The 24,135-nt window shown below is 42.8% G+C and carries 21 protein-coding genes; 20 read left to right on the top strand and 1 reads right to left on the bottom strand.

The genetic code is table 11. From position 1 onward, the window contains the following. Window positions 1–10: 10 nt before the first annotated feature. Together K2W90_01360 and K2W90_01355 are read left to right on the top strand one after the other, a co-directional pair. Window positions 11–733, top strand: coding sequence for a dual specificity protein phosphatase family protein (locus K2W90_01360; GenBank protein ID MBY0352994.1), 723 nt, complete (start codon window positions 11–13; stop codon window positions 731–733). Between the two features lie 169 nt (window positions 734–902). Beyond that, entirely contained in the window at window positions 903–3,275 is a 2,373-nt protein-coding gene (locus K2W90_01355; protein MBY0352993.1) for a hypothetical protein, read from the top strand. 49 nt (window positions 3,276–3,324) lie between these two features. Here the strand turns inward: K2W90_01355 and K2W90_01350 are convergent, their stop codons facing one another. Then, window positions 3,325–7,341, bottom strand: a complete 4,017-nt coding sequence (locus K2W90_01350) for a PEP/pyruvate-binding domain-containing protein (GenBank protein ID MBY0352992.1) — start codon at window positions 7,339–7,341, stop codon at window positions 3,325–3,327. A 155-nt stretch (window positions 7,342–7,496) separates the two neighbouring features. Here K2W90_01350 and K2W90_01345 point away from each other — a divergent pair, with 155 nt between their 5' ends. The 18 genes from K2W90_01345 to K2W90_01260 all read left to right on the top strand — a co-directional run bounded on the left by K2W90_01345 (window position 7,497) and on the right by K2W90_01260 (window position 24,133). Further along, window positions 7,497–8,060, top strand: a complete 564-nt coding sequence (locus K2W90_01345) for a hypothetical protein (GenBank protein ID MBY0352991.1) — start codon at window positions 7,497–7,499, stop codon at window positions 8,058–8,060. Next, window positions 8,057–8,377, top strand: a complete 321-nt coding sequence (locus K2W90_01340) for a hypothetical protein (GenBank protein MBY0352990.1) — start codon at window positions 8,057–8,059, stop codon at window positions 8,375–8,377. Before K2W90_01345 ends, K2W90_01340 begins: the two co-directional genes overlap by 4 nt. Before the next feature lie 32 nt (window positions 8,378–8,409). Beyond that, entirely contained in the window at window positions 8,410–10,095 is a 1,686-nt protein-coding gene (locus K2W90_01335; protein MBY0352989.1) for a type II and III secretion system protein, read from the top strand. Window positions 10,096–10,106: 11 nt separating this feature from the next. Beyond that, window positions 10,107–10,706, top strand: coding sequence for a class IV adenylate cyclase (locus tag K2W90_01330; GenBank protein MBY0352988.1), 600 nt, complete (start codon window positions 10,107–10,109; stop codon window positions 10,704–10,706). A 207-nt stretch (window positions 10,707–10,913) separates the two neighbouring features. Beyond that, window positions 10,914–11,216, top strand: a complete 303-nt coding sequence (locus K2W90_01325) for an RNA-binding protein (protein MBY0352987.1) — start codon at window positions 10,914–10,916, stop codon at window positions 11,214–11,216. Between the two features lie 280 nt (window positions 11,217–11,496). Beyond that, window positions 11,497–12,552 (top strand): ankyrin repeat domain-containing protein, encoded by a 1,056-nt coding sequence (locus K2W90_01320; GenBank protein ID MBY0352986.1) that lies wholly within the window; start codon window positions 11,497–11,499, stop codon window positions 12,550–12,552. A gap of 238 nt (window positions 12,553–12,790) precedes the next feature. Continuing rightward, window positions 12,791–13,498, top strand: a complete 708-nt coding sequence (locus K2W90_01315) for an ankyrin repeat domain-containing protein (GenBank protein MBY0352985.1) — start codon at window positions 12,791–12,793, stop codon at window positions 13,496–13,498. A gap of 121 nt (window positions 13,499–13,619) precedes the next feature. After that, a complete protein-coding gene (locus tag K2W90_01310; GenBank protein ID MBY0352984.1) occupies window positions 13,620–15,158 on the top strand; it encodes a YifB family Mg chelatase-like AAA ATPase in 1,539 nt (512 codons plus the stop codon). Beyond that, on the top strand, window positions 15,155–15,583 hold the full coding sequence (locus K2W90_01305) for a 4'-phosphopantetheinyl transferase superfamily protein (GenBank protein MBY0352983.1): 429 nt from the start codon (window positions 15,155–15,157) through the stop codon (window positions 15,581–15,583). The genes K2W90_01310 and K2W90_01305 overlap by 4 nt, the downstream gene beginning before the upstream one ends. A 28-nt stretch (window positions 15,584–15,611) precedes the next feature. Continuing rightward, complete coding sequence (locus K2W90_01300) at window positions 15,612–17,219, top strand: ATP-binding protein (protein ID MBY0352982.1); 1,608 nt, start codon at window positions 15,612–15,614, stop codon at window positions 17,217–17,219. Window positions 17,220–17,354: 135 nt separating this feature from the next. Beyond that, the gene (locus tag K2W90_01295; GenBank protein ID MBY0352981.1) at window positions 17,355–17,939 is read left to right on the top strand and encodes an OmpH family outer membrane protein; all 585 of its coding nucleotides are present in this window, start codon (window positions 17,355–17,357) and stop codon (window positions 17,937–17,939) included. Window positions 17,940–17,961: 22 nt separating this feature from the next. Then, a complete protein-coding gene (gene lpxD / locus K2W90_01290) occupies window positions 17,962–19,008 on the top strand; it encodes a UDP-3-O-(3-hydroxymyristoyl)glucosamine N-acyltransferase (protein ID MBY0352980.1) in 1,047 nt (348 codons plus the stop codon). A gap of 18 nt (window positions 19,009–19,026) precedes the next feature. After that, window positions 19,027–19,965: a ribose-phosphate diphosphokinase gene (gene prs / locus K2W90_01285; GenBank protein ID MBY0352979.1), complete on the top strand. Its 939-nt coding sequence runs from the start codon at window positions 19,027–19,029 to the stop codon at window positions 19,963–19,965. After that, complete coding sequence (pth, locus tag K2W90_01280; protein ID MBY0352978.1) at window positions 19,959–20,525, top strand: aminoacyl-tRNA hydrolase; 567 nt, start codon at window positions 19,959–19,961, stop codon at window positions 20,523–20,525. The genes prs and pth overlap by 7 nt, the downstream gene beginning before the upstream one ends. 133 nt (window positions 20,526–20,658) lie before the next feature. Next, entirely contained in the window at window positions 20,659–21,222 is a 564-nt protein-coding gene (gene efp / locus K2W90_01275; GenBank protein MBY0352977.1) for an elongation factor P, read from the top strand. 35 nt (window positions 21,223–21,257) lie between these two features. Then, complete coding sequence (gene nusB, locus K2W90_01270; GenBank protein MBY0352976.1) at window positions 21,258–21,809, top strand: transcription antitermination factor NusB; 552 nt, start codon at window positions 21,258–21,260, stop codon at window positions 21,807–21,809. Next, window positions 21,784–22,626 (top strand): 3-deoxy-8-phosphooctulonate synthase, encoded by an 843-nt coding sequence (kdsA, locus tag K2W90_01265; protein MBY0352975.1) that lies wholly within the window; start codon window positions 21,784–21,786, stop codon window positions 22,624–22,626. The genes nusB and kdsA overlap by 26 nt, the downstream gene beginning before the upstream one ends. Before the next feature lie 163 nt (window positions 22,627–22,789). Next, window positions 22,790–24,133, top strand: coding sequence for a hypothetical protein (locus tag K2W90_01260; GenBank protein ID MBY0352974.1), 1,344 nt, complete (start codon window positions 22,790–22,792; stop codon window positions 24,131–24,133). Window positions 24,134–24,135: the final 2 nt, after the last annotated feature.

The raw sequence follows: 24,135 nt of genomic DNA, 5'->3' as shown, positions 1-24,135 counted from the left end.
GAATTTTACTATGAAAAAGCAGTTTTTCTCTTTGTTCGCTATTTTTGGCTTAACCGGTGCGTTGCACAGTGCTGCCAATTCTTTGCCGCGCAATTTTTCGTTTGTAAATACCGAGGAAAATGCGCGTCTTGCTGGCATGGCTCGTCCAACCAATGTTGGTAATTTTTATGCTTTGCAAGATCAGGGTATTGGACTTATTGTTTCATTAACCGAAAGTATGCTTGCAGGTCTTACTGTGCCAGACGATGTTGCTATTGAAGTTTTGCATCTGCCAATTAAAGATTTTCATACTCCAACAGTTGAACAAATAGAAACTTTCGTTACTAAAGTAGATGAAGTTCAAGCAAAAAATAAGGGAGCTGTGGTTCATTGTACTGCTGGCCAGGGCAGAACGGGCACCGTTTTGGCCTGTTGGTTTGTTGCAAAAAAAGCAATGAAACCGCAAGATGCTATTGCATTGGTTCGCAGACTGAGACCTCATTCAATTGAAACAAAAGCTCAAGAACAATTTATTGAGCGTTATTATGCTGAAAAATTTGCACCACAGGAAGAGCAAACAAATCTTGTGCCAACAGTTGAGCCCCAACAAATGATTGTTCCACAAGAACGCCCAGCTGGTTTTGTGCCAGCGGCGGTGCCGTTTCGATCTGTGGTAGAACAGCCAGAGGTTCCTGTTACTCAAGAAAGCGTGAGTGATGACAGTGATTCTCGGGAAGAAGTAGTAGCTGAATAATTTTTAGTTTTAGTTAGTCACGCAAAGGGCCTCTCATTGTTGAGAGGTCCTTTTTTTATTGAGCCTTTCTTTTTGTGTTGATTTTAAAAAATCTTGCTCGAAGAATTATCTTTTTGCTTTACTAACAATAGTCTTTTTTCAATTTTTTGGATAAGCAGAAGGAGTTTGTATGAAGAAGCAGTATTTTTTTGTGCCCATTTTTTTTCTTGTTTGTTCCAGTTTGCATGGCGCCGCCGGGCCTCTTAATGATTTACGGCAAACGCTTGAGATTTTAAAAGCAAAGCAGGTTGAGTTAGCCCACCAGTTGCATATGTTGGTGCATGCAACTTCGCCAAAACCAACGCCACCAGTACCGCTACCAAAACCAACCCCACCAATAACTGGAACTTCTGGGCCGGTTGCCGTACCAGACAAAGCCGTTTTTGAAGGGGCTTTGTCTGCCTTGAAAGGGCAAATTGCTACTTTGCAGGCCAGTGCAAGCATTTCCCAATCTGATGTTGATGTAGTAAAGAGTCAGATCGAAAATCTTCAACAGCAACTTGATGCCCTAAAAAATGCCCAAGAAGCCCAATTTGAAGATCTTGCAAGCTCTGCCACTGATGTTAATTCGTTGAATGCCGTGTATCGTGCGTGGGTTGACCCGTACAATACCTTGCCGCTCGATGCGGCACTTGTTGCTGATGCACAAAATGTTACAACTATTGAACAAAAGCGTCAGGAATTTTTTGCAATTCTTGCTCAGGTTAAAAGTGGTGCATTTGATAGTGAATCCGCAGCTATTCGCCAATTTTGCAAAGATACTTTTGCAGTAATGTTGCATGAATATCATGCTTTTGCCCAAATGGGAGTAGAGTCTGGGCCAAAGGGGGCTTCGATGACGGTACCTCAAGTTGAGGCAGGGTTGAAGGCTTTTCCTCCAGGAGGAAGCGGTCTTCCAGACTATACCGATTGGTTTACGATTGTGCGCACTCAGGACAATCTTAAAGACAATCAAGCTGTTTTGGCTTTTGCCAAAGATAAGTTGATAGATTTCTTATCAAGTGACGGCAAAGTTACCTTTAATTACATGGATCCGATGGAGCCGAATGTTAACAAGCTAAGACAAGCGGTCGATCTTTTTCGATATCTTATTGAGAAAAATATTTTGAATACGCAAGAGGCGTATGATGAGATTATTAAAAAGTTACAATACAGGCGTCCAAGTTTAATTTCAGCTTATTCTTTGCTTAATGCTGGCGGCAATGAGCCTGTTCTGCTTGTGTGGGCGCTTAATGCAATATTGTATTACATTGGGCAGAACGCTAATTATGTAGCTCCATCAAAGTACCTTTCTTATAAAATTTTAGAATATGTAAAGGGTAACGGTTCGGCGCTTTCAGATCTTCTTGATGCTTGTTGTGAATATTCGCCAGCAGGTGTTCTTGCAAAGAAGGGACAGGCTAAAGATGGGAAATTTTTGGATGCCATTTATAATGCTCCTGGTGTTCAAGTGCAACGCCATATGTTTATTATGATTACAACGCGCATGTTGCTTACCGCGATTAACGAACGTGATGGGGCAAAAATAGCCAAAGAAGAGCAAGATATTGACGATGCAGATGACAAAGTAAAAGAATTGGAAGAGCAATTAACGAAGTCCTTGCCAACTGTTCCAACGCCGCCATCCTCTTCAACGCCTCAGCCAACTCCTCCTGTGCTACCCGTAGAAACTCCAAGTCAAAAAGTGGTTAAGCGTTTTGATAAGAAGTCGGGCATAAACCAAAGTGTTGCTAAGATACCTACCGTTCCAACAAAAAATAATGCAAGTGCTTTGGATGGTTATATAAGAACAAGGCTTGTGCCTGGCCAGGGTAAAGTTTATGCGGCAAAAAAAGTTATCGATACAGATTTTGCTTTAGCAACAGGTGCTCTTGGCTACGATCCAATTGGGTGGGTGTGTGAATTGGGTTCATTGAAAAAAGGCTCGCAAAATTATATTTATGATTTTTATAAAGGTATTTTGATTACGGGTGCCAAGATCACGTATAAAGATGCATCCGGTAACTTGTCTACCAAGGAGTTGTCTGAGGTAGAAGCTGAAAACTTGAGACGTGACATGATTGAAAGTTCTTTGCATTTGGCTTTTGGTGCTATGGCAAGTCAAGCTGTTGCAATTCTAGGCTGGAAGAATGACTCCACAAGAGAACACAAGTATTCACAATTTATGAAAGCTCTTTCACCAGAATTATTACTTGGCGATGCAGCCGTTGCAGGGGTTAATATTTTGGACTTGATACAACATTATAACAAGCAAGAAGCAATGGGCCTTATGATCTTTACTGGTTTACGAGCAGGGCTCAAGAGTAAAGCATTTTTGGCAATGGTTATAGCCTTTCTTAATAAACCCGGAGCTGGTCCAAATAACCAGGAATTAGCTAGAGATTGTGCAAACCTGTTGCATTTGTACATTCAAGCAGGCTATTTAAGTCCAAAAAAGAAAACATCTTTGGCTACTGTTATGGCTAAATATTTCACTGACTCGGGTGCATCATCTTCATCTTAATCGTAAAAAGATGATATAAATATTTTACAGGAGTCCCGCAAGGGGCTCCTTAATTTTTTTTATCAGTACCGTTGTTATTCTGTGCTCGTGAGGTTGTGGTGGCAGTGTTGAGCAGCTCAAGACACAAAGCAAGCATGCCCTTGGTTGTTTTATTTTTGTTTGCGTTACCGCGTACTTCTTGAATGCGTTCTGGAGGCATAATCTGATAGTAATTTTCTACCGTTGTTTGATAAAACCGTTTTTTTGCTTCGCTAAGATTTGGCCCATTGTCTGCATTGGTTTGTTTGCGGTATAAAAAAATTTCTGTTTCCAATGCATAGTCACTGTCGGGTGTGGCAAGCTTGTTGGCAATGTCAACAACCTCGCTGAACAACTCGTTGGTGATTAGGGTTGGGTTTGTGCGAATGTACGCAAGTGCTTGTGGTAGCAGCCAGTGCGCGCGATGCTTGTGGCGTGAGAGGTGTATAACTACAGGTGCCGCTTTATCAAAAAATGCTTTTTTTGCTGCAGGTGTTGGTAGTGCGTTTTTGTGAGAAATGAGATACGATTCTGATCGGTCTGTGTTCTCATAAATCTTGGCAATGGAACCTGATATAGTTGGATCAAAAAGCTTATCTTCATTGCTTCCCAGCAACGTGTTAAATTGATAAGCAATAATGGTCGCTATTTTAAAAAGATCGGAAAGGTACAGGATGTGCTTTTCTGGCTTTGTGGCGTCAAGCTGCCATTGCCACGCACTATTAAATCGTTGGCCTAAAACTTCGGCTTTGACTAGTGGTATGCCTTTAACCATGCTCTTGAGTTCTAAAAAATCCAGGCAGCGTTCCCAGCGGCCGTTGTGGTTAAATCCAATCATTGAAAATTGTAGTGAGCACGTTTGCGTTGTTTTATCAAAAGTAAGTGTGGCAAGTGCACTGTGCAAGCGCTGAGGGAAGCTGTAGTTAATCCGCAGTAGTGGTCCTTGCACATCAACGCCAATAACGTTGATCTTTTTAGCTGAATGCGTTGAGAGGTTTGTTTTGTTGAGTAAAAAGTCGTGCATTTGCTGGATTGCGCCAAAATTGTGTAAAGAAATTTCGTGCTGTGTAAGTGTGCTTAACACAGCAAGTAAGCTTTGATGCACAAACGTAAATATCTCTTCGAGCGTGTTGGGGTGTGTGCGTTCCCAGTTTGCCCCAGAGCCAATGGTTGCATTGGCAACGTTAAAGCCAGGTGTTGTGGTGCGTAGCTGGTTGGGGTCGGTAGCGCTTGCTGCCTGCAAAATAGTATCAACCTTGATGAAGAGATTTTTTGGGCTAGAATCTTTCTTATTTTTGGTGCTGTAAGAAGATAGTTGTTCTACATTGGGCAGGTTGTAACACCACGATTGTAATAGTGCAAAATACTGTATGAGCATTTTTTTAAACGTAGTAATTTTGTCGCTTGTTTGGGTAAATTTGTTACTGCTGGTTACTGCTTTAAGAGCATTGTCAAAAAAACTGACGAGCTGTTGCATAAGTTGTACTGCAGCAAGCCTGCCTAGTTTTTGGCTTGTTTTAAATGAAGCAGCAAAGCTTTTTTGTTTCACGAAATAATCAAGAATATTTGTAGTAACGTTGTGCCACCAACTAGTAAATGTTGCGGGGTCGGCTGCGTGTTCTAGATTCATAGTTTCAAGTACTGTTTTTTTTGTATGAAGTGTTTCTAAAAAATCGTGATCGGTCAGAATTTCTTGGGCAAATATAGTAATTATGTTTTCTGCTTGCTCTGGTTCTAAAGAATGCTCCTTGATTGTTTTAAGGTGCTGGCTGGCCGACGTGTGAAACCATAACTCAAGAATGTTGTAGCTGTTTATCATGGCAATAATGTTGGCGCATTGCTCCAGTGCTGCAGTTGGTAAAGCGTTAACAAGCGCGCTCCAGCGTTGTGCAAGTGCTGGTGTGTACGAAATTTCATTACCAAGTTTTGTTAACAGTACCTGTTGTTGGCTGGTTTTTTCATGCTTAATAGCTGCTATGTTTTGTACCGTTTTTAAAAAATGCGTAAACGAATGGCTGTTTACAAGAGCGCTGTTTGGTGATTGGGTTATGAGTGCTTCCAGTGCTTTAATGGGCAGTAAGCGTTTGATGTGCAAGGGGCTGCCTGGTTGGTGTTTAAGCATGAGTTGTACGTGGTCTGCGCAGGAAAGAAAATTGGTGAGAAGCGCATTATACTCTTGTTGTAAAAAGTCATACGCTGCCACCGTTTCCTGGTACGGTTCTAATGCGTTGTGCCAACAAGAGAGCAGGGCGCTTAATGTTGTGCGGCACTCGGTTGCATTGGTTGTAGTGGCAAGCGTTGAAAGACAGTTTTGTAAAAAACGTGTGCTGTAGCGCGTTGTTTGGTCCAGATCAAGAATCGTGTGAGCGTGGGTGTTGCTGGTTGCAAGGCACGAAAGTTGTGTGGGCGCTGGGTAGCAGACCCAACCATCGCGCACAATACTTTTTTGTTTGAGGTTTTCAAAAGTTTCAGGTTTTTCAAGTACGGCGACAAGGCTTTGCTGAGCATCAACAAGAAGCGTTTTTTTATTGTGTGCTTGCTGCGCAAGTTCTTGCCACTGGTCAAGAAAAATAACCGGTTTAAGATCACTGCGAAAGCAGGTTGCCTCGTGTGATGTTGTTGCAGCAGGTGTGCCAATAATAATTGCTTGTACTGTTGTTGGATCTACATTGTGATAAGCGCTGAGTGCCTGGCCAATAGTTTCTTTAATAATTACCTGTTCTTTGTTGCTAACTATGCGCACAGTGCTGTTGGCAGCGCTTACCGTTGCTCCTTCAAAAATGGTTGCATTGTGTAGTTGAGCGCGGTCTAGCCAGTTTGGCGGTGTGCCCGTTTGGTTGTGAACCAGCGGGCGTGCTTGAACGATATAAATAATTTTTTGTGCTTCATCAATTACAAATTCAATGTCCATTGGCTTTTGGTAAAAGTTTTCAAGAGCAGTTGCCAAGAGCTTGAGCGCGACAATGGCCGGTTGTTGCAATGCGGGAGCATCTATCAATGCTGCAGGATTGAGTTTTTGTTCTGTGCTGCCGCTGGTGCTGCCAGGAACAAGCCTGAAATTTTTTTTGCGAATGATGGCGTGCGTAATGTTTGTTTGGTCAACGTAAAAAGTGTCTACTGGTACGGTGCTATTGACCACGCCTTCGTTTAAGCCGTACGACGCTTGAATGAGTGTGATGCCAGAAGTACAGCCTAGTTTGCCGTTAACGCTGCCCGATGTTGCGCTACTTGGATCTTGAGTAAACATAACGCCGCAGCGTGTAATAGTTGAAGGATTGTTATCATTTGGCTTTTCGCTGATCATGAGTTGCACTAGTGCGGGAGTAAAAGGTGCATCAAAGAGTGTTGGGTCGCCGGCGTTGAGGCGTTGCGTAAGTGAGCGGGAAGAAAAGTAAGAAGCAACAACGTTGGTTAGTGCGGCAGCCAGGGCGGGCACGTTGGGTTCAACATTAAGAACCGTTTGGTTGCCACCCGCGTTGGCAAGTGTTTCAGTATCTTCTTTGCCGGTGCTACGCACCACGAGTTTGTTGTTCATAGTTTTTGCTGCTTCAATCACTTTGCGCAGCTCATTACGCGTTTGTTGCTTGAGGCCTACAAAAAAATCTTGTGTTGCCTGTTCTGTTTGTTGTTTGGTGGTAAAGAGGTGTACAATGAGTTTTTCAATCTTTGTTTTTAGATCATGTAAAAATTTTTCAGAAAATTTTTTATTAGCTACAAATTGTTCACGTGTTGCTGGAGAGTATTTGTGTAACAGTTTTTTCCAGCGTTTTTTTAGTGCAAGCTTGTTTTTTTTAAAAAACTGCTGAACTTCGTGCGAAGGTATAACCGCAAATTCCGGGATTTGCAGTGAGTAGCCGGTTGTTTTTTTAAGAGTATCGAGGTGGGTTATATAATTTTTCAAAATTAAGAGATTGGCTGCTTTGTACCCAAGGCCTACCTTTTCGGCCTTTTCTAGCAGTATTTCTGGATTTAACGTTATCGAAGCAGGTATGCTGGTTCGTATGCAAAAAAAGCACCATAAAAAAAGTATGATTGTTTTATTGTTCATAGGTTTCCAATTAAAAAAATTTATAAAAAATACATTTCTTAGTTTGGTAAACGAGGCAAAATTTCGGCAAGGCTTTGCTTGTTTTGTTTTACTTATCAAACTGTTTACATGCAGATTATTTTCTGATTACGCTTGGCAGAAAAAAAGGAGAGAGTATGCCTTTTTGGTTGCATGAGTCGCTGGTGGTGGTGCACACGCGTCGCTTGTCTGTTTGGATGCGCTTAAGTTGTACGGTGGGCTTGTTGTTGGTTATTGGTGCCAGTTGGACGGCGGTATATTTTTGGCCAGTGCGTTATGCCATAGCGCAGGCAGAGCAGGCGTGTGGTAGCATGAGGGTGCAGGTTGCCGCACAGCAAGTAGTGCTTGAACAAAACAAAGCAGTTGTTGCTGCGCATGAGCAAACCAAGCAGGAGTATGAGGCACTGGTGCGCACGTGGCAGCCAGAGCGGGTACTTGACGATGTGTTGGTCTTGCTCAAGCGCCACCAAGTTGCGTGCAAAGGGCTTGAGCCGCTTGCAAAACGTACCAAGGGATTTTTAGAGAAAGAATATTTGACCTTAAAAATGCGTGGTCCGTATCGCAATATTGTTGCTTTTTTGAGTGAGCTTGAAAAGAATGGCCGCGCCGTTAAGTGTAAAGAATGTTGGTGTAAACGCGCACTCGACCAACAGGTTCAGGTCCATGTAACCATGCGCTTAGTTCGATTGGCACAAGTATGAAAAATTTTATTATTTTTTGTTGGTTAGTGACAGTCAGTTTTGATTTTGTGTGCGCACAAAAACCGGCGGTCATGTTGCGTGACCCATTTTTTGTTGAAAAGAAAACCAGAGCGGCTCGCGTGGCTACGTTTAAACCACAATTGCTGGGTATTGTGGGGCAGGGCAAAACGATTGGTGCGGTCATTGCATTGGCCGACGATGAGCAGCACACCGTCTTTCAGGGTGACCGTGTTGGCGGCTATCGTGTTGTCTTGGTGCATAAAAACAAGGTTGGGTTGCAACGTGGTAAAAGGATTACTACACTCTGGATGAACTAGGTTCTTGGTTCTTGAAAAAAGGAGTGTAGTTAATGATGTATCGTAATGTTGTCTGTTTTTTGTTTGTTATGTGCACGGCTATTTGCAGGTCAGAAGATTTGGGAGTGCGTTCGCATTATAATATGCCCGAAATGCCCCCAACCACCTTGAGCTTGATGGCCCAAGAGCACCAGGCAAAAGAGCTGGAGCAGCTTGAAAATATTGAAAAGCTGGTTAAGCGGGCGGTGGTAGATCAGAGTGATAAAGATCGCAAGCGCCGTGCTAAAAGTAAGCAGGGAAAAAAAGCACCAAAGCATGAGCGGCCGCTTGTGCTTGAAAAAAAAGAAGTCGTTGCCGACCATGAAGTTTATGCCGCGCTTGCTGAGCAGTATAAAAACCCCGAGCTGATTAAAAAAAATATTACGATCAATTTAAAAAATGTTGAAATTAAACAAGCGATAGGTTTACTGAGCAAACTTTCGAGTATTAAAATTTTGGTAGACAGTGATGTTGAGGGCAAAGTGCCAGCGTTTGATTTTAATGATATTTCGTTAGGCTCAGCGCTCAATATTTTGTTGAACAATCATGTGCCGCGCTTAGCGCTGATCAAAGACGTTGGTGTGTGGCGAGTGGTGCGTGCGGGCGTGGCTGCCGGCATTATGGCCATGCGGTTGCGCGTTGCCGGCAAGCGATCACTGCAAAGTGTGTGTGTGACCATGTATAATGCGCGTTGGGATGCCGCGTTTAAAACGCGGGTTGAAAACTTGTGGCAGGGTATTGTAGGCAAAGAAGCGGGCAAGAACGGCGAATATTTGGTTTTTGACGATGAAGGTAGAAAGATTTTTTTGAGAGCGTCAAAGCAACAAAGTGATGATCTAAAACTGTGCTTGAGCGAGATTGATAAAAAAATACCGCAAGTGCGGCTTGAAGCGCGGGTGGTGCTGGCTGAAAAAGATTTTGAAGATGCTATTGGTTTTGACTGGTCGGGCATTTATGACCGGCGTGCCAGTTTAAAGCATACTGGTTTTGCAGGGCTTGGTATTGGTGCTACAAATCCGGCAAACCCCAATGATCCATTTAGAACCCTTTTTCCCTGGTCGTTAAACTTTATTCCAACCAACCTGATTGGCGGTTTTAATTTGAAGCTCCCGTTTATTTTTGGTAATAGAACTTTGGAAACCAAGCGACTTAACCTGCTGTTAAATGCTGCGGAAAATCGCAATGAAGTAAAAACTATTTTGAAGCCAACGCTGTTAATTAAAAGTGAAGAGACGGCAGAAATTTTGGTTGGTGAAGAAATGCCACAAGAAATTAGGTTGCAAGAAACGGTTGAAGGGCAGCCTACCAACGTTAACACCATCAATTACAAAGATATTGGTATGAAAATTTCGGTAAAGCCGGTAGTCTCTCCCGACCATCAATCGGTTTTTTTAGATGTGTTTATTGAAAATTCTATGGTTTCACAACCAACAATTCCTGCCGAGGGCGTGAGTGCTCCCAACGGCGTGCGTACCACGTTTAACTACACTATTCGCACCTCGCGTTCAAAGAGCAGGGTTTTGTTGAGCAGCGGGCAGACCACGTTGATTGGTGGGCTGATTGAAGAGCGGAATGAAAAGTCGCAAACGGGGGTACCGGTATTGCAAGAGATTCCCTTTTTTGGTTGGTTTTTTAGAGGGCGGCGTACAGCAAAAGTGGACAAGCAGTTGTTGATATTTTTAACTCCAACGTTAGTTTAAGCAGGAATATTATGAAAATTTATGAAGTTGAGATGAAGTTGCAACTTGATGCAGAACAGATGGCTCTGATGCACGCATGGCTGGCACAGCACACGCAGCTGGAACCAACGCAAATGTTGCACGACTATTACTTTGACAATCCGTATGAAAGTTTTTTCTTCGATTCGCCGCATGGTTTTATTGAATATGCCAAGCTGGTACGGGTGCGCCAAGCCGGCCAGCAGGCTTTTGTGACCAGTAAGGTACGTACCTTTGACGAGCAGTTAGAGGCAATTGTTTCATGCCAGGAGTGCGAAACTCAGGTGGTTGACGGCCAGGCAATGATGGACCTCTTTTTGTCGCTGGGCTACATTGTGCGGCTTATTGTAGAAAAGCGCCGTACGGTCTGTCGAGTTGGAGAATTTGAGGTGGCTTTTGATGAATTGCCCAAATTGGGCAGTTTTGTTGAAATTGAGCTTAAGGACCCACAGGCCTTACCAGGGCCTGGAATGGCAAAAATACATGATTTTTTGAAAAAAATAGGGTTTTCTCGTGTTAAAACGCTCTCTCGAGGCTATTTAAATATTCTTTTAAATCCTGGTCATAATTTCGCTAAAATGCTTGATTTGTGAGGGGTCTGAGAAAAAGAGGGCCGGTTATTAATTGACATTTAGCTTTGGATGTGTCACTCTGACTATGTAGTCTCTTTTACATGTGTGTTCTTCAAGAGAATGTTTCTAGATCAGTTCTTTGGTCAAGTTCCATTTTTTATGTTTAAGATATGTGGCAAAGAGGCGTGTAGGTATATTGTGTTAGTCGTATTTCCAGAGAAGATTGTTATGAATAATCGCAAATTGTTCGTTGGTAACGTTGGTTACTCAGTTACAGAAAATGAATTGAGAGACTTGTTTGCACAAGTTGGCAACGTTGAGTCCGTAAACATCGTTAAAGACAAATTCACAGGCAACTCCAGAGGTTTTGCATTTGTTGAAATGTCTTCATCCGACGAAGCAAGACAAGCTGTTCAAGATTTGAACAACAAAGACGTTGGTGGACGTTCACTTAAAGTAAGTGAAGCAAGATCCCGTGAAAACCGTGACAGCAATGGCAACGGTAACCGCGGTGGTTTCTCACGTCGCTAAGCGTCAGTTATTTGAAATTTGATTTTGCAATTAATTTTGCACTATAAATTAGATTTTAAGTTCAAAGAGCCTTGTTCAGTTCATTCTGAGCGAGGCTCTTTTAGTTTCAGTACATCATGTCTCTTTGTCTTAAGAGATTGCCTGTTCATCAAGAGTTTTTTAAGCATTTGGATTACTACATGTTTACCATGCTGCTAAACAATACGGACGTTGTTCAGTAGTACTTGATACAAACAGTAGCTTTTGTTTGTTCTTGTTATAATAAAGAGAGGTTATTTCTATGAAGAAATTATTTATATTTTTTACCGTGTTATCTTTATCGTTCAATCTTAGTGCTATGCAACGAAGCCCTAAGAATTTTGATTGGGCTGCTTTTCTTGATACGCCTACTGAATCGTCATCTTCATCACGTCAACCATCGGCTGAACCAGCACCTTCCTTTGGGGGTATGAGGCGAGCGGATAAAGATTTTGATTGGGCTAGTTTTCGTGGCCAAGCTCCTGAATCGTCATCATCTTCGATGATTGTTTCTGAGCAATTGCCCGTTTCTGCATCGTTTGTGCCAAGTAGTTTACCCGTTGCTGTCAGCAAGGAATGGGAGCAATCAGCTTTACATAATCTAAAGTTTGATGATTCTGATTGTTTTTTGGAGCAAAGAGTAGGTCAATTACCAAATTTTGGTGCAAGCAGTCAACCATCAACATCGTCGTCGTTAAGTAGTCAATACATTATGCCAAATTTAGACGATCTTGAGATTGAGATGCCCAGCCCTGTTTTGAGTCCTTGTAGATTGCGAACTCCTTCTCCTGGTACAAACTCAATATTGAGCAAGTTTTCTCGTAGGTCGCCAAATTCTTCTCGATCACCATCGCCATTGCCGTTTTTGAGAACAGCAACGCCGTTTACTCCTGGTTCCTCATCGCCATCTTCTTTGTCTTCTGGTAAAAGTTCGCCAGATTCAGGAGAGATAGAGTGTATGTCGTTGCATGAAGCTATTTTTTGTAGCAAGAATGATTTGGTAGTGCAATTTATTCAAAAAAGTGCTGATCCGAATGAGTTAGATGCTTTGACCGGAAAAACGCCATTGCATGTTGCAGTAGAAGCTGATAATGTCTATGCGATTAGTATATTGCTTGCAGCTGGAGCTAATACAAATCTTATGGACAAGAATGGCTATACACCTGCCCATTTGGCAGAAGTTCTTGAGAACCCAGACATTATTGCATTGTTTCCAAAACCTGCGGTAACGGTTCCTAGTACAAGTTCTAAGCAGCGTTCTAAAAACTCTAACAAGCATTCAAAAAAACGTTCTAAGAAGCGTTCAGCAAAATCCTAAACATTTAGACGTTAATTTTAAGAGCCCCACCAGATTGTTCTGGTGGGGCTCTTTTAGTTTGAGCGCATGATATCTCTTGAATTCAGTGACTAATAACTATAAACTTGCTTTCCCTTGAAAAAGCTAGAGCAGTTGTGCTTTACTCTTTTTGTGTTTGGGGGTTGGTGGTTTTTCACGCATTCTTCTGTGTTATATTATTTTGTTTTTATATTTTTAATGAGAAGCGCTAGGAATTGTTATGCAGCGATTACTAATAATTTTTCTTTTATTGTGTGGGTTTTCAAGTGTGCAGGGTATGGTAAAAAGTCCAACAGGCTTCTTTGAACAAGAATCTTCTGGGCATTGTTTTAATGAGTGCGGGCCTGTTGATGAGTCAAGTTCTGATGATACAAGTTATTGGAGCCATAGTTCGCGTTGGGCTAGCTCAAGTGATGATTGGAGTGATGTAGAATCTTTTGGTACAAGTTCAGAAGATGATGAAGATTCAGAAATAAGCTCTTCGCGAAGCCTTTGCTGCCTTTTAAAAAGAGTTGCTTCGCGCACTCCTTCGCCGCTTGAAGAACAAGATCCTTTAATGCAGGCAGTTCGTGATAACGATTATCAGAAAGTTCGATTGTTGTGTTTGTCTGGAGCAAATATTAACATTCAGGGAATCAATGGTACGCCGTTGCATGAGGCTATTCGTCTTAAAAATAATAAGATTGTTCTTCAGCTTCTTTTGTTTGGTGCTCATGTAGAAGATAATGCTAATCCAAAGCGCAAAACACCCCTGCACGTTGCTGTTGAATCTAATAATGACTATGCGGTAGAGCAGCTGTTTTATGCGCGTGTCAATGTCCGCCTTGCCGATAGTGATGGGCGTACGCCTGGGCATTTAGTTCAGATGGGTTATTCTAGCAAAAAAATAGTGAGATTGTTTGAAGTTAATCATGGCTTTGTAGAGTAAGCTTTCTCTCAAAAAATCTTGATCAAGCAACATCTTTTGCAAATTAGAAAAAATAGTGCTATACCTACTTTGCTTTATTTATCGGCAAAAGTATTGTTTGTTTTCACATAAGAAATTTTTTTTGATTATTATGCACGCAAAAGTTTATTCAGCAACAACGGTCGGTATCGACGCTCACGAGGTTCAGGTAGAAGCGGATCTTTCTTTTGGTATGATCAAGTTTTATATCGTTGGTTTGCCCGACAAGGCAATTAACGAAAGCAAAGACCGTATTCGCGCTGCTATAAAAAATAGCGGCATTCGTCTGCCGGAGCGTATGATTACCGTCAATCTTGCCCCAGCCTCGCTTAAAAAAGAGCATATTCTTTTTGACGTGCCTATTTCTGTTGCCATTTTGCAAGCAGCCAAGCTGATTGACCTTGCGCCGGCATTTATTGCTGAGACCATGTTTTTGGGCGAGCTTTCACTGGATGGTTCTATTCGCTCGGTAAAAGGGGTGTTGTCGATTGCGCATGGTGCTCTTAAAGCCGGTAAGAAACGCATTATCATTCCCAAAGCAAATACGCATGAAGCAAGTTTAATTAAAGGTATCGATATTATTGGCGTTGAATCGTTGCCAGAGCTGGTTGCGTACTTGCGCGGCGAGCTCGCTATTGAACCGACGCCGTCGTCGTTTGACAATGTTCAAACAACGTTGCAAAACCATCTGCTTGATTTTGATCAAGTTAAAGGGCAAATTTTAGCCAAACGTGCTTTGCAAATTGCGGCAGCTGGTAGGCATAATATTTTATTTCTTGGGCCGCCTGGCTCTGGTAAAACAATGTTAGCCAAGCGCTTTGCTACCATTTTGCCGCCGATGTCGTTTGATGAAATTATTGAAACTACAAAAATTTATTCCATTGCTGGTCAGCTGGGCAAAAGTTCATTGATGGTGCATCGACCATTTCGTGCGCCGCATCATACCATTTCGCAGGCTGGCTTGGTTGGTGGCGGCTCAAGCCCGCGACCTGGCGAAATTAGTTTGGCACACAACGGTGTTTTATTTTTGGACGAGTTGACAGAGTTTAACAGGCCAACGCTTGAAGTGTTGCGTGAGCCGTTGGAAAATAAAAAAGTGCTTATTTCGCGTGCCAGTTGCGCGGTTGAGTTCCCTGCCAACTTTTTGTTGGTGGCAGCCCTTAACCCGTGCCCGTGTGGGTATTATGGCGACAAGAAAAAGAAATGTGTGTGCACTGAGCAAAAAATTTCAAATTATATCAGCAAGCTTTCTGGCCCGTTGTTGGACCGTATCGATTTGCATATCAACGTTTCTGCGGTAAATTATGAAGAGATTAAGAGCGTTGAGCTTGCAAGCATGAGCTCTGCTCAAATGTTGGAGCTGGTTAATGGCGCGGTTGTGTTGCAAGAGCGTCGCTTTGGTGCCATGCGCAATGCGTTTATGAGTTCAACACAAATCGAGCAGTTTTGTAAGTTGACTGATGGTGCAGAAAGTGTAGTTAAGCTGGCTTTTGACCGTTTGGGCTTGAGCATGCGTGGGTATCATAAAATTTTAAAAATAGCGCGTACTATTGCCGACTTGGACCAAAGCGAGCAGATTGACCGCAAGCATATTCAAGAGGCAATTATGTATCGCTCATTGGACCAAAAGCTAGAAGCATGATTGTTGGTGTTGGTACTGATATTGCCCAAGTTGCGCGCTTTAACGCGTGGCTTTCTTTTTCTCGTGAACAACTTTCTAAAATATTTTCAGACTCTGAGCTGAGTGAATGCGGTTTTGCACGTTTGTCTGCTCATGATCAAGCGCAAAAACTGGCGGTGCGCTTTGCCGCCAAAGAGGCTTTTTTTAAAGCGCTGAGTGCAGCACTGGTGCAGCTGGGCTTTACTGAGACGACCTTTTCGTTTTTATTTTTATGCAAGCAGGTGCAGGTTATTAAGCAAACGTGGGAGATTCCGCAGCTTTGTGTAGACTGGCAAGCATTTGAACGCAAAATTGGCAAGCAGCTGCCAAAGTTTACTATTCATCTTTCTTTGGCGCATGAACGATTACATGTTGTCGCTTTTGTGGTATTAGTTAAAGAATGTTAAAACGTTGATACCTGGATAAGGAGCGCTCATGGTTGATCAGAAAAATCGTAAATGTCTTGGACACGTGCTACTTGGCTCGCTGGTTGAAGGCTTAATAATGCGCTTAAACGCAGACTGTTCGTTGGAAGAAATTAAGACGGGCAAGTTTGTTTCTATTGTTGGTAAGCACTACCGTTTCTTTTCGTTAATCACCGACTTGCAGCTAGAAGTTACACATCCCGACATTTTGCTCTTTCCGCCGTCGCCGGACGAGGCCTTGTTGACCGAAATGCTCAAGCAGCGTGATATGTACGCTAAAGTTGAATTACGGCCCATGCTTATGATTGACCAGCACAATCACAAAATGCCGGTAAAAACTATTCCCGGTCATTTTGCACAAGTGTTTGATGCCAGTGAGCAAGATGTGGCCGACATTTTTGGTGATGAAAAATTAGACAAAAAGTACTTTCACATTGGCTCTCCGCTGGACATGAAAACGCCAGTCTGTTTAGACCTTGAGCGTTTTACCGAGCGTAGTAATGGTATTTTTGGTAAAACGGGAACGGGTAAAACGTTTATCACGCGGCTCATTTTGGCGGGTATGGTTAAAAGTGAGCAAGCAGTTAATTTGATTTTTGATATGCACAGTGAATATGGCTATCAGGCTCGCAAAGAGGGCGGTGGGCATTCATTTGTTAAAGGTTTAAAGACATTGTTTCCCAACAAAGTTGCTATCTTTTCGCTCGATCCAGATGCAACGCGTCGTCGCGGTTGCACGCCGGACTATGAAGTTGTTTTGAGCTATCAAGACATTCATGTTGAAGATGTGATGTCGCTGCAGCAAGAACTTAACTTGCATCCAACAGCGCTTGAAGCTGCCTATTTGATTGCTAGCAAGTATCGAGGGCAGTGGCTTGAAGTGCTCTTGAGCCAAGAGGGCACGCTCAAAGAATTTGCCGACCAAATTGGTGCACATGTGGAGTCGGTTGGTGCTTTGTACCGCAAGCTTAAGCGCATAGAGCGGTTTCCTTTTTTGCAACGATCAACATCGAGCAATTCGATTATCGACCGCATGATGGAGTGTTTGGATAAGGGTATTCACGTTATTTTGGAGTTTGGTAATCAGACTTCAATGCTGTGTTATCTTTTGGTTGCCAACATTTTAACGCGCCGCATTCACGAAGAATATATGGCAAAGACTGAAAAGTTTTTGGCTTCGCAAAATAAAAGCGATGAGCCGCGCAAGTTGCTGATAACTATTGAAGAAGCCCATAAATTTTTAAATCCAGAGGCTGCTCGCCAAACAATTTTTGGTACTATCGCCCGTGAAATGAGAAAATATTACGTTTCGTTGCTGGTTGTTGATCAGCGGCCCTCCGGCATTGATCCTGAAATTATTTCGCAAATTGGCACCAAGATTGTTGCCCTGCTCAACGACGATCGTGACATTCAGGCAGTGTTGACCGGTGTGAGCAATGCAACTGGGCTTCGTACCATTTTGGCAACGTTGGATAGCAAAAAACAGGTGTTGTTGATGGGCCATGCCGTGCCAATGCCGGTGGTAGTGCGCACGCGGGAATATGACGATTTGTTTTATGGAGCAATGGTTACTTCATCTTCAAAAGATGTGAAAAAGATTATCGACGAGATTTTTTAGCTCAACCTAAAAGATTTGATATCTTGGGCCAAATCAACTCAATTTGACGTTGTTTTTTAAAAAAGCTACGATTTCTGATAACAAAAGAAAAAACGTAATTTTTTATGTATCACTGATTTTTTCAAAGGAGTAACTATGAAAAAAGTATTGTTAGGTCTTGCGTTTGCGTCAGCGTTCAATTTTGGCATGGTATTTGCAAAAAATGAGACCTTGGTTTCAATTGACAGCTTAATGCTTATGCAAGAATCAGCAGAAGGTAAAGTTCTTACTGAAGATATCAAATCAAAAGTACAAAAATTTCAAGACTATGCTAAAGAATCTAACGAAAAGATTAGCAAGCTTGAAAAAGAAATTGAAGACCAAAAAGAAGTTTTGAGCGAAAAAGCACTTGCTGAAAAAACAGAAACTCTTGCTCAATTGAAAAATGCAGAGAGCAAAACACTTTCTCTCAGAGAGCAAAGTCTTCGTCAAGAAATTCAAAAAACCCAAATGCAACTTCATGACAAACAACGTAAAGTAGCTGACAGACTTATGTCTGAACAAAATTGGGGCATGATTATTGATAAAAATACTCCAGGCGTATTGTGTGTTTCAAAAGCTATCGACAAAACCAGCGATGTTTTGAAGGCTCTTGATGCAGAATACTCAAAAAATGAAACAACGAAGTCAGTAGCGCAAGCTCCTGCAAAAAAAGAAAAAGCAACTGTTAAAACTGCGTAATTAACCTCTTAGGGCGGCTTTTATGAAATTAGCATTACAACTTGGTCAAATAAAACAAATTATTGGCGAGGGTACCAGTACTCTTGACGATTCCTTTGTAGTCAATACTATCGCTTCGTTAGAACGAGCCTGCCCCCAAGATTTAGCAGTTATTTTTGAACGTGGTGATGCTTCGGTTTTTGACAATATTTCGTCAAAAGTAATTGAGCAGAGCGGTGCGGGTCTTTTTTTGGCCTCGCAAAAGCTGGTTGACAATAAGCAGTATTTACTCGTTAGCGACCCTCTGCAAGCGTTTCAAAAATTAGTTACGTATATTCAAAATAAAGATCGAGTTTCAGCTGAAGCTCGATCTTTATTTTCTGACGTTCAGCTAGACCCTTCCGCTGTAGTGGCTCCGGGTGTTAGCATTGGCGCGGGTAGCGTTATTGGCGCGCTTGTTTATATCGGGCGCAATTGTCAAATCGGCAAGGGTGTTTTAGTGCATCCAGGCGCAAGAATTCTTGATGATTCCATAGTTGGTGATGGCAGTATAATTCATGCCGGTGCGGTTATTGGTTCTGATGGCTTTGGGTACCAAATGGGTAAGCAGGGTCTGCGCAAGGTGCCACAAATTGGTATTGTCAGAATTGGCAGAGAGGTAGAAATTGGTGCCAATACCACCATTGACCGGGGCTCTTTTGATGAAACGGTTATTGGCGATATGGTTAAGCTTGATAACTGCGTGCATATTGCCCATAACGTGCGCATTGGTGCTGGTACCGTTATTTTGCCGTTTACCGCTCTTGGTGGTAGCGTTACGGTGGGGATGGGTTGTCAAATTGGTGCACTTGTTGCCATTCGTGATCACATCAAGATTGGTAATCGCGTAAAGATTGTTTCAAAGAGCGGAATTATGCATGATGTTGCCGATGGTAGTGTAGTTGCCGGCATGCCCGCGGTTGCTTTTGGTACGTGGAAGCGCTTAGTGGTTATGTTTACCAAGCTCCCAGAGCTCTTTAAAATGGCCAATGAAGTTCAAAAAGTTCTTGAATATCAAAAAAAACCGTTCTGGAAAAAGTTTTTTTCATAATTTGTGAGTGAGTAAGCGGTGATTGTAAGTTGTCAAAATTCAAGGCTTGCTCAACTGCTCAGTATGAGGCTGGGTAAGCCTTTGGTTACCTACAATCTCGTTAATTTTGCTGATACTGAATCGTTGGTTACGTTGACTATGTCAGAAGAAGAGTTAGTTAGTAAGACTGTTGTGCTGGTCTTTCAATTTTCTTCATTTTGTCTTCAAGATAAACCAAAATATCATATCAATAACGAATTATGGCAGCTTTTGTTGGTAGCAAATACGCTTAAACAGCGTGGGGTAAAAAAGCTGGTGGGGCTCTTGCCGTATTTGCCATATGCGCGCCACGACAAAAAAGATGCTGCTGGTTTTGCCGGCAGCTTTGCGTTTGTTGGCAAACTCTTACAAGCGGCAGGCTTTGATGAGCTAATTAGTTGCGATGTTCATTCTACTCAAAATGCTTTGTTGTTACCGTTTCCGTTACGAACCATTTCACTGGTGCCTTTTTGGGCAAATTTTTTAAAACAGCAGGGCGTTGATCGAAATACGTGTATTGCTGCGCCAGATGTTGGTGGGTTGGCGCGCGCTCAAGCTTTGGCACAAGAACTTGGCTTAGCGCTGGCAACGCTTGAAAAAACGCGTATCGGGGTTGACCAGTCAGTTTCGTTGACATTAACCGGCGATGTGGCGGGCAAGCGGGTTGTAGTCATTGACGACATTATTGATACTGCCGGTACTGCTCTGCATGCGTATCAACGTATTCGTGAGCATGGCGCACGCATGGTTGAGGGTTGCTTTTCGCATGCGGTCTTGTCGGCTGGTGCGCATCAACTTGTTCAAGATGGCTGTTTTGATAAACTTTACGTTACCAACTCGTTGTTACTTGATCAAGAACAGGTGCCCAGTACCATTACGGTGCTGGCTATTGATGAATTTTTAGCCAACGCTTTAGCTGAAGAAAAGGGATTATGGTGAGCAAAGCTCAACTACAAGATTATGTTTTTAATGCCAGTACAATTCGTGCGGTGATTGGCCTGGGCAACCCAGGGGCCCGTTATGCCAAGACGCGCCACAATATTGGCTTTCGTGTTGTTGAAAATTTGGCCGCCCAGCTGAATGCTGCTTGGCAGTCAACTGACAAAATGGACGTAGCTCAGGCCTCAATGACGGTTGATGGCAGCGTGAGCAGCGTGTACCTGATTAAACCCCAAACGTTTATGAACGATTCAGGCAAGGTTATGTCATTTCTTACCAAAAAAGGCATTAAGCCAGAACAGGTTGTTGTTGTGCACGATGAGCTTGAAAAGCCTTTTGGCAACCTGAGTATGCGCTTTGGTGGTAGTGCTAAAGGCCACAATGGTTTGCGCTCAATTATGGGGGTAGTAGGGGCAGAGTTTTGGCGCCTTCGGTTTGGAATAGGGCGGCCAGAAAACAGAGATGAGGTTGGTGACTATGTTTTGACACCATTTACTCGTCTTGAAGAAGACAAAATTGGCCAGTTGCTTGATCAGGCGTGCCGGCTTATTTTTGGCTAGGTTTTAAAATAACCACTTTTTTGCTCAAAATTCATGATATTGCTGGATTAAGTTGAAAAAAACTGTATGTTGATCTACCTTTATTCATATGGTTTTACTACATTATAACGCTTTAAAGAGGTAAGGGTAACCCGTGATTTCAACATCAGATTTCAAAAAAGGCTCAACAAAGATATTGTGGAATAACGAGCCGTGGCTTGTGATAGATTATCAATTGGTAAAGCCTGGTAAGGGTGGCACTTACTTGCGTACAAAAATGCGTAATTTATTGACTGGTCGTATGTTGGAAGAAACCTTCCGTTCTGCTGAAAAATTTCCAGAACCAGATGTAGAACAAGTTAACATGCAGTACCTTTATTCTTCTGATGATATGTATCACTTTATGAACAAAGAAGACTTTGAACAAGTTGATTTAAGTGAAGATCAAATTGTTGGTGCTAAAAACTATTTGAAAGAAGGCGAAGCTTACAGCGTTATGAGCTTTAAGGGTCGCGTGGTAAGTGTTGAGCCGCCAATGTTTATGATTTTGACTATTACTGAAACTATGCCTGGTGTAAAAGGTGATACCGCTCAAGGTGGTAGCAAGCCTGCAACACTTGAATCGGGTTTGGTTATTAGTGTGCCATTGTTCTTGCAAGAAGGTGATAAAATTAAAATTGATACACGCGAAGACAAATATATTGAGCGTGTAAACTAAGAAAGCTTCTTTTTGGGAAGCAAGGGTTAAGAGCCATGAATGAAAAAAACATCATAGATCAAAACATTGTTGATGAGCGTGATAACGATCAGGACTTTGTCCTGGGAGAAGAACATCCTTTAAAAGCAGAATCTAGACGCGATGAGCGCTTTGTTGCGTTTCATTTAATTTATGCACTTGACCGTTTTGATTATACGGTTTCATTGGATGATTTGATTCAAGACTTCAAGGATGGCTTTAACTTGGATGTTGATGCTGAGTCATTTGCTTATCAACTGGCGCATGGTGTTGTTGAGCAGCGTGATCTGCTTGATGAGGGCATTAAACCCTTTTTGAAGAATTGGAAACTTGAACGGCTTGGTTGTTGCACACGACTTATTTTGCGCATGGCATTGTGGGAGCTGCGTCAACCAGACGCTATTGTTTCCATTGTTATCAATGAAGCAGTAGAATTGGCTAAAGCATTTGCTGAAAAAGATTCGTACAAGTTCATCAATGGCATCTTGGACGAAATTTGCAAAACTATAGAAAAAAAAGCAGAAAATAAAATAGAAGACGAAGATGAACCAAAAACACCTTTGGCTTGAAAAAATGAGCGGCAACGAAAAGCCGCTTTTTTTTATTTTGGGGCCATGTGCATTGCAAGATGAAGCGCATACGCTTATGCTTGCTCAAGAACTTAAAAAGTTATCTGAACAACTCTCTTTCAACCTTATTTTTAAAGGTTCTTTTGACAAAGCGAACCGCATTTCAGCCAAAAGCTATCGTAGCGTTGGTATGGATGAAGGGTTGCGTATTTTTGAAAAAGTTAAAGCAGAGTTTGATCTTCCTGTGGTTACCGATATTCATGAAGCATGGCAGGCGGCACATGTGGCCGACGTAGCTAATGTTTTGCAAGTGCCTGCCTTTTTGTGTCGACAAACCGATCTTTTGTTGGCTGCTGGCAAGACTGGCCGAACGGTTTTCATTAAAAAGGGCCAATTTGTACGGCCTGAAAAAATGGGTTCGTTGGTCGACAAAGTTGCCTCAACAGGCAATGAGCAGGTCTGGCTTGGGGAGCGTGGCTTTACCATGGGCTATGAAGACTTGGTCGTAGACCCGCGAAATTTCCCCATTATGAAACGTTTTGGTAAGCCGGTTGTCATTGATGCTACTCATGCCGTCCAGCGTCCTGGGCAGCTTGGTGATTCGTCTGGCGGGGATCGGCACTTCGTGCCCACCATTGCAGCTGCTGCTATTGTTCAAGGGATAGCAGGGGTATTTATGGAAGTTCATGAAGAGCCTGAAAAAGCTTTGTGTGATGGTCCTAATTCGGTACGTCTTTCTCAGCTTCCAGCTCTTTTGCGATACTTAGTAGACCTTGATGCCTGGGCAAAACAGCGTCCAGTTCCCGAGTGCCCATAAGTGTTTTGTGCTGTAGAATAGGGCTTTGTTCCACTATTTTTTCTTAACTAAACTCTTGCGTTTTCTTCGCGTATTTTTCTAATATTAAATTTAGGTACTATTTTGTTTAAATGTATCGATCTTTAATTTTTGAAAAATTAATGCGTTAAGTGAGGGAGAAGTTATGAAAATAGTAAAAAGCAGAGGCCTATTGGCGCTCGTGTTGGGTCTTGTAGGGGTAGATTGTGCTGCCACTGATCTGATGAATGTTAGTTTGGCACAACAAGAAACCGTCTTACTTGCTGCGCGAGGTGGTCGTGGTGGTGGGCGTTCTGGCTCTTCGGGTGCTCGAGGAGGCGGTGGTAGTTCGCGCTCGTCGGGTTCGGGGCGTAGCTCTTCTGGTGGTGGCTATTCTCGACGTTCTAGTTCTGGTGCTTCAAGTTTCTCGTCGCATGGCTCTGGAGGACGGCGCTCTTTTCGTACCAGTAGTACCGGCAGTTCTCGCGTAAGATCTACAAGCTTGGCAGGTTCTGGAGCTTCTAGTTCAAGAGTTTCTCGTACATCTAGAGCACGATCGTCTGGTCGTGTGAGCAGCCGTTCAAGCAGAAGGGCTGCAAGGCTTAGCGGCGCTGGTGCCCGCTCGCGTTCTGGTTGGCGCCGTTCATATGGCTCGGGCTATCGTAGACGCTCCGTGTTGTTTTCTAACTATCGATCATGTTATTGGAACAGGCCGCTTGGTTTGTGGGGTTGGGGCCTGATTTGGCCAGGTTGGAGTTATTTCGATCCGCTTTATGGGTTTTACTATCCAAGCTATGGGTACTACTATTGCGGTGGTGTTGGCTTCTTTGTGCCGCATGCACGCTTTGGTTATCGCTATGGTTGGTGGACATATCCATTTACCGATATAACGTATACCGTTTATGTTGCCGACCAATCTGACCGTGAAATTATCTTGAGCAATGCGACTCAAAGCGACTTATACTTTGCTTTTTATTATCAAGATGGCGATGGTACGTATATCCGTACTGGCGTTCCACGTTTGCTTGAGCGCATTGATACGGGTCAATGTTATATTCCTCGCTCTCGTCGTGGTATGAGCCGTTCGATTGTTATTTCGCATAACGATGCAGATCTTGCGCAAGAAATTGCACCTGGTGTTGCCCAACGGTTAACAATTCGTAATCTGGATATGGGTAGTGGGCGTATGACGCTTAAAGCTATTGAAGATAGTAATGAAAAATTGACTCGCTTGATTGATTTAACACAAGAAGAGCTTGATAGACTTAAAGAAATTGAAAAGCGGATTGAAGAAGATAAGGCATTGCGCAGGCAAGCGGCAGAGCAATATGAACAACGTGGTGAGTCCGATGGCGGTTTTGAGCGTAGATCTGATCGTAGATCTAACCATGATGATGAATCTGACGACCGACCAGAGACAAAAAGACGACATATAGAGCGTGAATTTCACGATGATGCGCGAGAAGAAGAGCGTATGAGCGTTGAGAACGATGACAATAGCTCCTGGTAGCA

It is taken from the genome of Candidatus Babeliales bacterium (assembly GCA_019749895.1).
In the GTDB taxonomy this organism is placed as follows: Bacteria; Babelota; Babeliae; order Babelales; family RVW-14; genus AaIE-18.
This window is presented reverse-complemented; position numbering and strand designations above follow the sequence as displayed.